This window comes from Blautia sp. NSJ-175 (assembly GCF_022867815.1).
GTDB lineage: Bacteria > Bacillota > Clostridia > Lachnospirales > Lachnospiraceae > Blautia > Blautia celeris.
In genome coordinates this window covers 105,042-116,734 of record NZ_JALIFQ010000018.1, presented here as the reverse complement: position 1 = coordinate 116,734, position 11,693 = coordinate 105,042, and the positions used below count along the sequence as shown (strand labels likewise).

Below are 11,693 nucleotides of genomic sequence, written 5' to 3'. Positions count from 1 at the left end.
TCAATCTCTCACTACAGGCAGCCAATACTGTGACTGCTTTATAGTGATGCTTTCATAATTGTTGAAAACATTTGTTGTCAAGGTTCAGTTTTTTGCTACGTGTTTTATTTTCGTAGCAAGGTTCTGTTGTCATAAGTGTTTTTGTTCCTCATAAAATTGACATTTTATGTGTAAATCAAGACCCTTGAAAGCCCTTAAAATAAGGTAATTCTCTACTTTCCAAATACCAGTAAATCCTGTGAAACTGCTGCCATAGAAACAAAAAAACCTTGAAGAACCGTATTTCTACAGTCCTCCAAGGTTATTCTTATGCTTGGACACCTTCACGCTTATTTACGTGAATTTAGATTTTTCACTGGCTAAAACTTTCTATCTAGTCGAGCATCTAGCGAAGCTAGTTAAACAATCAAACTGGATAGTTTTTTTGCCCTAAAACTGGATAGAAGCCTTTGCCCTGTGATAACTATTGGCAAAATAGATTATTTATTATTCAGCGCTGCCTGTGCTGCTGCAAGTCTTGCGATCGGCACACGGAACGGTGAGCAGGAAACGTAGTTCAGACCCACTTTGTGGCAGAACTCTACGGAAGACGGATCTCCGCCGTGCTCGCCGCAGATACCCATTTTCAGAGTCGGGTTTGTCTTACGTCCTTTTTCTGCAGCCATCTGTACTAACTGGCCTACACCTGTCTGATCCAGTTTTGCAAATGGGTCAGATTCGTAAATCTTGTTGCTGTAGTAGGAACCTAAGAACTTACCAGCGTCATCACGGGAGAAACCGAATGTCATCTGAGTTAAGTCGTTGGTACCGAAGGAGAAGAATTCTGCTTCCTCAGCGATCTCATCTGCTGTCAGAGCTGCACGAGGAATCTCGATCATGGTTCCTACATGGTAGTTGATGTATTCGCCTTTCTCTTTCATAACTTCCTCTGCTGTTGCAACAACAACATCTTTCACGAATTTCAGCTCTTTCTTCTCGCCTACTAACGGAATCATGATCTCCGGAACGATATCATATCCCATCTCTTCTTTTACTTCGATAGCAGCTTCGATCACGGCTCTTGTCTGCATCTTGGCAATTTCCGGATAGGTAACAGCCAGACGGCATCCACGATGACCCATCATTGGGTTGAACTCGTGCAGTTCATCACACTTAGCCTGTACTTCTTCTGCTGTCAGACCCATATCGTCAGCCAGTGCTTTAATGTCTTCCGGATCTGTCGGAACGAACTCATGAAGCGGCGGATCTAAGTAACGAACAGTCATCGGGCGTCCTCTCAGAGCTTTGTACATAGCCTTGAAGTCTGCTTTCTGGAAAGGAATCAGCTCATTCAGGGCTGCTTCTCTTGCTTCTACATTGTCAGACAGGATCATCTTACGAATCTTCGGAATACGATCCGGCTCAAAGAACATATGCTCTGTACGGCAAAGTCCGATACCTTCTGCACCCAGTTTTACAGCATTTTCTGTATCAACCGGTGTATCTGCATTGGTACGAACCTGCAGTTTACGGAACTGGTCAGCCCATCTCATGATGCGGCCGAAGTTTCCGCCTACAGAAGCTTCCTCTGTCTGGATATCACCTTTATAGATTTTACCGGATGTTCCATCCAGGGAGATGTAATCTCCTTCTTTGAATGTATATCCGCCTAATGTAAACCATTTCTCTTCTTCGTTGATCTTGATCTCTCCACAACCGGATACACAGCATGTTCCCATACCACGTGCAACTACGGCTGCGTGAGAAGTCATACCACCACGTACAGTCAGGATACCCTGAGCAGCGTGCATACCCTCGATATCTTCCGGAGATGTCTCCAGACGAACCAGGATAACTCTTTCGCCAGCTTCGTGAGCAGCTTTTGCTTCGTCAGCTGTGAAGTAAACTTTACCTGCTGCAGCACCAGGAGATGCCGGCAGAGCGGAACCGATCACTTCGCCTGCTTTTAATGCATCTGCATTAAAGGTAGGATGCAGTAACTGATCCAGGGATTTTGCTTCAATACGGCAAACTGCCTCTTCCGGTGTGATCATGCCTTCGTCTACCAGGTCGCAGGCAATCTGGATAGCTGCCGGAGCAGTTCTCTTACCGTTACGTGTCTGCAGGAAGTACAGTTTACCTTCCTGAATTGTGAATTCCATATCCTGCATATCGCGGTAATGGTTTTCCAGTTTCATAGCCAGTTCCATGAACTGTTTGTAGCATTTCGGCAGGTCTTCTGCCAGTTTGCTGATTGGCTGCGGTGTACGAACACCGGCAACAACGTCTTCACCCTGAGCGTTGATCAGGTATTCACCATAGATACCTTTTTCACCTGTGGATGGGTTACGTGTAAACGCAACACCTGTACCGGATGTCTCGCCCATGTTACCGAATACCATTGCCTGTACGTTAACGGCTGTTCCCCAGTCTCCCGGGATGTCGTTCATACGGCGGTATACAATAGCACGCGGGTTGTCCCAGGAACGGAATACAGCTTTTACTGCTCCCAGTAACTGCTCCTTCGGATCCTGCGGGAATTCTTCACCATTCATCTCCTCAGAGTAGATAGCTTTGAATCTCTGCACCAGCTCTTTTAAATCATCTACAGTTAACTCTGTATCGTACTGAACGCCTTTTGCTTCTTTTACTTCATCAATGATTTTTTCAAAGAAAGATTTCGGCACTTCCATAACTACGTCAGAGTACATCTGGATAAAACGTCTGTAGGAATCATATGCGAATCTCGGGTTTCCGGTTTTTTTAGCAAAACCTTCCACTGCGATGTCGTTCAGACCCAGGTTCAGGATGGTATCCATCATACCAGGCATAGATGCTCTCGCACCAGAACGTACAGATACCAGTAACGGATCTTCATTATCTCCAAATTTCTTTCCCTGAATTTTTTCCAGTTCTGTCAGAGCCTCAAAAATCTGACCCTGGATTTCTTCAGAGATTTTTTTGCCATTGTCGTAATAGTTTGTACAAGCTTCAGTTGTTACAGTGAAGCCCTGCGGAATCGGCATACCTAAGTTGGTCATTTCTGCCAGGTTGGCACCTTTACCACCGAGCAGGTTTCTCATGTTGGCGTTTCCTTCACTAAATAAGTAAACCCATTTTGCCATTTTGAACATTCCTCCTAAAAGTAGTTGTATGACTTGTACAGAGAAGCGTATCCCCCTCTGCCGTATCACGCCGGCGGGCAAAGCCCGCACACAACCTATTTTAATCATTTTGGGAATATTAGTCAAGTAAGAATGGTAAAAATCATGAAAATTGGGGGTTTCCCATGTTTTTATGGGAAAAGCGGTCCGAAATTCGTCATTTCGGACTGTCTGTGCTTACGGAAGCTGTTTTCCGGCAGCCATATACAAAGCATACCACTCTTCTCTGGTGAGACGCACATCGGATGCCCGGCAGATTCCCTGTATACGCTCCCTGCTGGTACTGCCCACAATGGTCTGTATCCCGGCGGGATGCCGAAGGATCCAGGCAACTGCAATGGCATTGCCGGTCACCTGATACTTCTCGGCAAGTTCGCCGATCAGACGGTTCAGTTCCGGATATTTATCACTGTTTAAAAAGACACCCTCAAACATTCCGTACTGGAAGGGTGACCACGCCTGAATGGTGATATCCTTCAGACGGCAGTATTCCAGCACACTGCCGTCCCTGTTGGCACCGGCATCATTGTGCACATTAACATTGATCCCGGAATCAATAATGTCACAATGAGCAATGCTGAACTGGAGCTGATCTATTAAAATCTTTTTGCCGCAGTAATGATTCAGAAGTTCAATCTGCATGGCATTCTGGTTGCTGACCCCAAAATAGCGCACTTTTCCCGCTCTTTCCAAAATGTCAAATGCCTCTGCCACCTCTTCCGGCTCCATGAGCGTATCGGGGCGGTGCAGCAGCAGGATATCAATATAATCCGTGTTAAGGCGGGCAAGGCTTTTGTCAACGGATTTCAAAATATGTTTTTTGGAAAAATCATAACAGATACCCGGGCGGATAGCACATTTGGTCTGAATGAAAATCTTCTCTCTCAGCCCCGCGTCTACAGCCTGACCAAAAATTCGTTCGGCCTCTCCCCCTGCATATATGTCTGCATGATCAAAAAAATTGATTCCGCAGTCCACAGCGGTATCAATAAGGCCTCTGACTTCCTTTACAGAAGGCAGGCCGGTGATCCTCATACAGCCCAGCCCTATTTCCGACGCACTTATTTTTCCTTTTCCAATCTCTATTTTTTTCATTTTTCTTCCCCTTTCTCTGCTTTTATCCTCACCGGATATTTTTGTTTTCTTGTAACTATTCTGTCTGCGTGTTCTTTCCTTTACAGTTCATTTAAATTTTGTAAAGCTTTCACATAAATCCGCACTGCCGTTTTCAGACTGCTGAGTGACTGGGCCTCATCCGCACTGTGACAGCTTCCATGGCCTTTTGGCAGTCCTGCTTTTTCCCAGTCAGACTGAAGCCCCGGGCCAAATCCCACTGCATTCGGAATCTTTCTGGCATATGTCCCCCCGCCCATGACGTACGGCTTTTTTCCATCCTTTACGATTTCCTCGTAGGCATTGGTCAGACAGGTGACAAACGGCGTATTCTTGTCCACATAAGAAGGCGGATCATCCTTAAAACTGCGGATGGAAAACCCGTATTCTCCTGCAGTTCTTCCCAATTGTTCAAGAATCTTCTCTGATTTTGCAGTGATGGGATAGCGAATGTCCATATCAAGGACTGCCCTTTCTTCCTCCATTCTTACAACCGTACCGGATGCGGTAAGCACACCGGAAAATTCATCTGCACAGTCTATGTTAAGTTCTCTTCCAAAACCGTTCGCACAGGCTTTATCCAGAAATTCCAGAACTGCTCTTTCCTTTTCTGAGAGTACAGATAAGTTCTTATCCTCACTGTATATCTTCTCTGCCAGAATCCCCAGGGCATTTTGGGCCCCCTGAGGAAATGCTGCGTGACCGGAAATCCCCTCAGCCCAAATTTCTTTTTTTCTTCCTCCTAAAAGCCGAAGCTCAGCCTTTGCATATGCCGGGATGCTGTTTACGGCGTTTCCGCCTGAGAGAATCATGTTTCCTTCCAGTTTTTCTGAGGCAAATTCCACCCTGCAGATTCCCTTTTCCCCATAACACACAGGAAAGGCACAGTCTGTCACAAAGGACATGTCCGGGGCTGGATTCTCATTTAAATATGAAACAACATCCTCCATATCTACCTCCTCCCTGCATCCCAATATCTGCAGAAATGTCACTCTGGGAACCATTCCCTTTTCCTTCAGATACCCCATTGCGTACATACAGGCCACCACCGGTCCCTTATTATCCTGCACACCTCTGCCTATGAGAATATCCCCTTCCCTGCTGCAGGAAAAGGGCGGATACAGCCATCCCGTCCCCTCCGGGACCACGTCCAGATGGCCCCAGATCCCGATCGTTTTTGTACCTGTTCCATATTGGATCACCGCACATTTATCTTCAAAAGAGCGGCAGGAAAAGCCCCATCTGCTTCCTATTTCCAATATCTTTAAAAGTACCTCCCGACAGGCTCTTCCGTAAGGTGCGCTGCCCTCTGACTCCCCGGAGATGCTGGGTATTTCCACCAGGGCGGCAATATCCTCCACCATGGCATTTTCTTTTTCTGAAAGCCACGCTTCCAGCTCCCTGTCTGTTGCCATATTTCTCACAGTATCCTCCTTATGTCTTCTGCTTTTCCAGCATCAGATCAAGTATGATCCGGTTCGCATCCTTCATGCCTGAATTGCCCAGAATCCCCAGATTTTCCAACGTCTTTTCTGCATTGACATGGACGATTCCGTCATGGCTGTCCGCTCCGCTCCCATTCAGTGCCATGTTGGCTGCCCGCACAGCGGACTGGACTGCCGTAGCTATTTTAAGTGCACAGCCCGGCTTTGCCCCGTCACAGACAACACCGGAAATATCTGCCACCATACTGTTGATTGCCCAGGTCATCTGTGCATAAGTCCCGCCCAGCATAAAGACAATGCCGCAGGCCACACCCATGGCTGAGGAAATGGAACATCCGCACAGCACGGAGAGCCTTCCCAGATAATGCTTGGTATGTACTGTGAGCAGGATACTCAGGGCCAGCGCGCGCAGGATTTTCTCCTCCTCTATTCCCAGCTTCTCGCCAATCGCAGCAATTGGAATCGTAGCCGTAAGCCCCTGGTTGCCGCTGCCGGCTGCGCTCATCACAGGTTTTTCACAACCGGCCATTCTGGCATCCGCGGCAGCCGCTGTCATAGCTGCTGCATAATTGGCAGCGTCCTGTCCCACAAGTCCGTTTTCTGTGCCGTCCATGAGATTTTTTCCCACCTGAAGTCCATACTTATGGCTGATGCCTTCCAGGGCTATCTCCCGGTTGATCTGCATGACTTCTCTTAAAAATTCCAGCTTTTTAAAAACTGCATGTTCAGAAAAATCCAGAATTTCTTCCAGAGTAACCGTATATGGCTCCTCTGCTGTTTCTTCTGCCTTTCCTAATTTTCTCTCTTTCTGATAACAGACCCTGCCGTCTTTTTCCACATAAACTATGTTCTTATGTGTCTCTGCTGTAATAGCCTTTGCCATATGGCTGCCCGCCCGAACGGTTACTTCTATGTAAACTTTCTCCTCTGTAGAAGCCAGTTCTATCCTGACTTTTCCCTGTTCTGCCAAGGCTTTTGCCTGCCTTTTTTCCTCCGGGCCGATACCGCTTAAGATCATAAGTTCTTTTTCGGGGCAGGCCGACAATGCCCCCAATGCCACAGCAATATCAAGTCCCGTCATACCTATACCCGGAATTCCCACATTCATGGCATTCTTGAGTATATACTGACTTGTCTTTACCGAGATTTCCTCCGGTGTCTCTCCCAGGCATGCTGCGGCACAGGCCGCAGTCAACGCAGCCGCTGCAGGTTCGGTACATCCCAGTGCCGGCGCTATCTCCCGGTGCAGCAGACTCTGGTAAAACACCCTTCTGCTCTCCTCCATTTTCTGTCCTCCATCAATTTCTGTCCGGGTTCTGACCCCTGTATTTCTTTGGTGTCATCCCTGTCTCCTGCTTAAATATCTGTATAAACCGGGAAGTATCATTATACCCGACCATAGATCCGATATCTGTGATAGAGTAAGTATCCTTCTCTAGAAATTCTCTTGCTTTTTCCACTCTAATCCGGCGGATATATGCAGAATAACTGATGCCTGTCTTCTCTGCGAAGAGATGGCTCAAATAAGCTGCATTCATAAAAAACACCTTTTCCGCCAGCATTTTGACCGAGATATCCATATAATAATTCTTCTGCGCATACGCTTTCATTCCAAGGATGATATCTTCCCCCTTGGAAGACTGGCCCTCCCCATTACAGGCACAGTATTCCTCCGCGGTCTCCAGGAGTCTCTGCTTCATATCTCCCATACTGGAAAAATCCATGAGACGCAGCCTTGGTATGGGTCTGCCTGCCGCCTGATGAATCAGCACAGCAGCCTGAGCCAGGAAGATTTCCAGACTGTCCACATGAATCCTCCCTCTTTCCTCCATATCACGGAAAATCTCATCTAACGCGGATTGTATCCTGTCCCTGCTCTTTCTCTCCAGAGAAATCTGCAGGAAATTCTTCTGTTCCTCTGTCATTTCATATTTTACTGCCTTTATATCAGTGATCACACTGTACTCCAACAGATGTTCATCACTGTAAATCCTGTTTTCCAACGCTGCAGTCGCCTGTGCAAGGGCATTTTTCAATTCCCCCGGCGCCTGATTTTCTGCGCTGATTCCCAGGTAACAGTCATACTTCTCTTCCAGAAGTTTCTGTATAATACGCTTCTGCCTAAAGCGGCTCTGTCCGTCTGCCCCCATAACGATCATCCATATGCCCTTCTCGAGCTCTATCAGACGAAAGGCAGTCCAGACCTCCTGCCCGTATATATTGTGGAGCCAGAGCATAAATTCCTCCCGCTCAGGATACCTTCTCCCTGAAAACCAGAGTACCAGAACCTGATATCTCCAGAAGACTTTACCGAACATCCGCTCTGCCAGCAAATCTTTTCCGGTCTCCTCTTCCTGTACACTCTGGGCTATAAATCTGGTCACCATATCCTTTCCCAAGAACATGGCCTGTTCTTTTTTTCTTGTGCTCTGCTGTCTGAATTTCATCAGAAATTCTTCCAGCTCCGCATCCTCTATTGGCTTCAGAAGATACCCCTCGGCTCCGAACTTTATGGCTGATTTGGCGTACTCAAAATCAGCATAAGCGCTGACCATGATCACCTTCGCCTCCGGGTCCTCTCTCTTTATCTCCCTGAGCAGTTCCAGGCCGTCCATCCTGGGCATACGGATATCTGTAAATACCAGATCAGGCTCTTCCTGCCTGAAAAGCGCCAGCCCCTGTTCCCCGTTCTGAGCCTCCAGGATCTGAAATTCCCGTCCGAAATCCAACTCCATTATCTGTTTTTTCATGGATTTTCTGGCATAAATCTCGTCCTCTGCAATCAGTATTTTCATCATCTGCGTATCCCCTCTTTCCGGCGGCTAAAAACATTCCTCCGGCTGCTGCCGTTAAAAAAAGTTTACCCTTTTACAGAACCGGCTGTCAAACCTTTTATAATGTGTTTTTGTCCCATACAGTAGACGATCAGCATAGGGAGCATAGACATAAGGTATGCCGTAAATGCCATGGTATAATTAAAAGAATATTCCGTCTTAAAATTATACTGGAATAAGGGAAGAGTCCAGATATCCTTGGAACGGTTTAAAATAAGCAGCGGAAGCATAAAGTCATTCCAAATCCACAGAAGATCCATAATCAAAAGTGTGGCAAGCATAGGTTTCACCAGGGGAATTACAATCCTGATATAAGTCTGGAAAACGTTACATCCATCCATATAAGCAGACTCCTCAATCTCAAAAGGCAGCCCTCTGATGTAGTTCACAAACAGGAATACTCCCTGTGTCAGACTGTAGGCGGCGTAGAGTAAGATCAGCCCCTGACGGTTCAGCATGTTCAGATTTGTCATGAGTTTTGTGACCGGAAGCATGATGACCTGAGAAGGAATGAAGAGTCCCATAAGCAGATAATAGTACACGCCTTTGTAGTATTTCCCGTTAAAATTCCTGGCAATAGCATAGGATACAGAGGGTACCAAAACCAGGATAAGCCCCACGGATACCGCAGAAATGATCAGCGAATTCTTCGCGAATACCCAGTAATTATTATTTTGGAACAGCTCCTTAAAATTGTGCAGATTCAGTCCTGACGGCAGGGCAAAGAAATCTTTTCCTGCCTCCTCCAGTGTCTTAAAAGAGTTGATGACAACCAGATACAGAGGAAACAAAATGAGGAACAGCCCCATAAGGATCAATAGATTTCGCAGGATAATCCATCCCATACCTTCTTTTTCTAATTTCATTCGTGGACGCCTCCTTTACTGGTAAGCTTTAACTGTGTCAGGGAAAAGACAGCCACAACCAAAAAGAGCACACAGGCCTCTGCGTTTGCCATGGAAAACCGCATGTTCTTAAAGGCATCATTGTAAATAAGGATGCCAATTACCTCTGTAGACCGCACCGGACCTCCTCCTGTCAACGCAAATGGAAAGTCAAAGGAGGTAAATCCCTGTTTGATCATCAAAACCAGATTGACAGTCAGTGTGGGCACCAGATACGGAAATGTCACGAACCGGAACCGCTGAAAGGGTGTGGCCCCATCCATTTTTGCAGACTCATACTGCTCGTCAGGAATCTGCTGCAGACCCGCCACAAAGATCACCGTCGGAAGTGCCACAGCCTGCCAGATATGTACAAAAACCACTGCGGGGAGAGCTGTTTTTCCCGTCATGAGAAGGCTCTGTGAAAGCCATCCGATTCCAAGTGCCTGCCCTACCAGCGGAACCACTCTGTAAAAAAGCTGGTCCCAGATAAGGGCGATCGTGATTCCCCCGATCATGGCAGGGACAAAAAATACAGATTTTGTAAATGTTCTAAATTTTTTCAGTGAATTAAGTGATAAAGAAAGCGCCAGAGAAAGCGTTACCACTCCCGCCACCAAAAGAATACTGTAGCAGACCGTAGTTTTTAAGGAACCCCAGAAATTTGGATTTTTAAACAGGGATATATAATTCTTAAACCCTACAATATGAAACGTAGTGGACATCCCATCCCAGTCTGTAAAACTGTAGCGGACGCCATTTATCACGGAGTATACATAGAAGAAACTGTAAAGAGCCACCGGAATCAGTGTAAACCCAAAATATATCCATTTTCCGGAGCCCTTTTTCTTCCATTTTGTATCCATTTTGTCAACCCCCTTCTGTTTTTCATGATTTTAGTAATAAAACGGCAGGCCGATGCCGGCACTGCCGTTTCCTCTGCATATTCCGCCTTACTTATTCCGCAGATGTGATCGCAATGGATTCATCCATTTGCTTCAGATAATTGTCCACATTTTTCTCACTCCAGAAGCCCTGGGTCACATTGTAAAGGTCTGTCACCACATTATTGTCAATGGTGGATGCCATCCAGTCATGTACCTGTCCGTCGGAAATCAGTTCCAGCATTGGCTGTACTCCCTCATCCTTATGGACCACACCTGTGATACAGGAAGGCGCACCCTCAGCGTCGCAGAAAAGCTGTGCATTTTCCGGCTGTGCCAAAAACTCCAGAAATCTGTAGGCACCTGCCTTTTCCTCCTCGGATGCCTTGGCTGAAATACAGACTGCTGCGTCAATACCGGATAAAGTATTTGTAGTCTCTCTCGTGTCATTTGGAAGAGGGAAGACGCCCAGCTTCAAATCAGGATTGGCGATCATAATGGTACCGCGGGCATAAGAGCCTGTGATGCACATAGCATACTGTCCATTGGCAAAGTTCTCATAGCACTGCATATCCGAAAGGGCAAGGGCATCCTCATTGCTGTAATCCAGCAGGGTAAGCATCTTTTCCGCAACCTTCTGAAAGCCCTCGTCACCTTCAATCTTACCATCCCCGGCAACTGTCTTCTCAATGGTCTCCACACCCTCCGGATCAAAGGCAACGGTGCAGCACTGGAAGGTATGGCCTACACGTCCCGGGTCTTTTCCGTGAAGTCCCAGTGGTGTTACTCCCTTTTCCTTTAATGTGTTGCATACACTGACGAACTCTTCCCATGTTTTCGGAATTTCCAGGTTGTTTTCCTTAAAGATCGTCATATTGTACCAAACCCCCATATAGTTTCGGCTGAAGGGAAGCGCATAGTATTTTCCATCCTCCTGCTTCGTCATATCCAGGGCTGACTGCTCCACATTTTTCAAAAATTCCTGTTCTGATAAATCCTGTACATATCCGTTAGCCACCTTCTGATGGAACTGAAGCTGTGTAGGGAAGTCTGTGAAAATCACAGGGATATCACCGGATGCAACACGGGAGGTTAATACTGTAGGTGCATCGGGTACTGTGTTCATCTCAATCTTGATATCCGGGTTCTGTTCATTGAATTTGTCTATGATATTCTGGTACCCTACCTGGGCAGCTTCCTCTGACTTCTGCTGGAAAAATTCAAGTGTCAGCACATCTTTGCCATCCTCTTTTCCTTCTGTCTTGTCCTGAGTGTCTTCCTTTTTGGTTTTCTCCTGGTCCTTACCTGGATCTTTCGCGCCGCTGCTGCAGCCTGCCAGGCTGGAAACAGCCATTGCTGTACACAATAAAACCGCTAATTTCTTCCTCAT

General features: G+C 46.7%; 8 protein-coding genes. All 8 read right to left on the bottom strand.

Annotation, left to right across the window (positions count from 1 at the left end; translation table 11 throughout):
- Positions 1-479 precede the first annotated feature (479 nt).
- The gene (ppdK, locus tag MUB35_RS22880; RefSeq protein WP_033139312.1) at positions 480-3,104 is read right to left on the bottom strand and encodes a pyruvate, phosphate dikinase; all 2,625 of its coding nucleotides are present in this window, start codon (positions 3,102-3,104) and stop codon (positions 480-482) included.
- Between the two features lie 216 nt (positions 3,105-3,320).
- Positions 3,321-4,238 (bottom strand): aldo/keto reductase, encoded by a 918-nt coding sequence (locus MUB35_RS22875; protein WP_244806906.1) that lies wholly within the window; start codon positions 4,236-4,238, stop codon positions 3,321-3,323.
- 80 nt (positions 4,239-4,318) lie between these two features.
- Positions 4,319-5,671 carry a Sapep family Mn(2+)-dependent dipeptidase gene (locus MUB35_RS22870; RefSeq protein ID WP_244806908.1) on the bottom strand — a complete coding sequence of 451 codons (1,353 nt, stop codon included), beginning with the start codon at positions 5,669-5,671 and terminating at the stop codon, positions 4,319-4,321.
- A gap of 19 nt (positions 5,672-5,690) precedes the next feature.
- Positions 5,691-6,986: an L-cysteine desulfidase family protein gene (locus MUB35_RS22865; protein WP_244806905.1), complete on the bottom strand. Its 1,296-nt coding sequence runs from the start codon at positions 6,984-6,986 to the stop codon at positions 5,691-5,693.
- Positions 6,987-6,999: 13 nt separating this feature from the next.
- Positions 7,000-8,499 carry a response regulator transcription factor gene (locus MUB35_RS22860; protein ID WP_103732110.1) on the bottom strand — a complete coding sequence of 500 codons (1,500 nt, stop codon included), beginning with the start codon at positions 8,497-8,499 and terminating at the stop codon, positions 7,000-7,002.
- A 62-nt stretch (positions 8,500-8,561) separates the two neighbouring features.
- Complete coding sequence (locus tag MUB35_RS22855) at positions 8,562-9,401, bottom strand: carbohydrate ABC transporter permease (protein ID WP_033139308.1); 840 nt, start codon at positions 9,399-9,401, stop codon at positions 8,562-8,564.
- Positions 9,398-10,285: a carbohydrate ABC transporter permease gene (locus MUB35_RS22850; RefSeq protein WP_033139307.1), complete on the bottom strand. Its 888-nt coding sequence runs from the start codon at positions 10,283-10,285 to the stop codon at positions 9,398-9,400. Before MUB35_RS22850 ends, MUB35_RS22855 begins: the two co-directional genes overlap by 4 nt.
- A 91-nt stretch (positions 10,286-10,376) precedes the next feature.
- The gene (locus tag MUB35_RS22845; RefSeq protein WP_244806904.1) at positions 10,377-11,693 is read right to left on the bottom strand and encodes an ABC transporter substrate-binding protein; all 1,317 of its coding nucleotides are present in this window, start codon (positions 11,691-11,693) and stop codon (positions 10,377-10,379) included.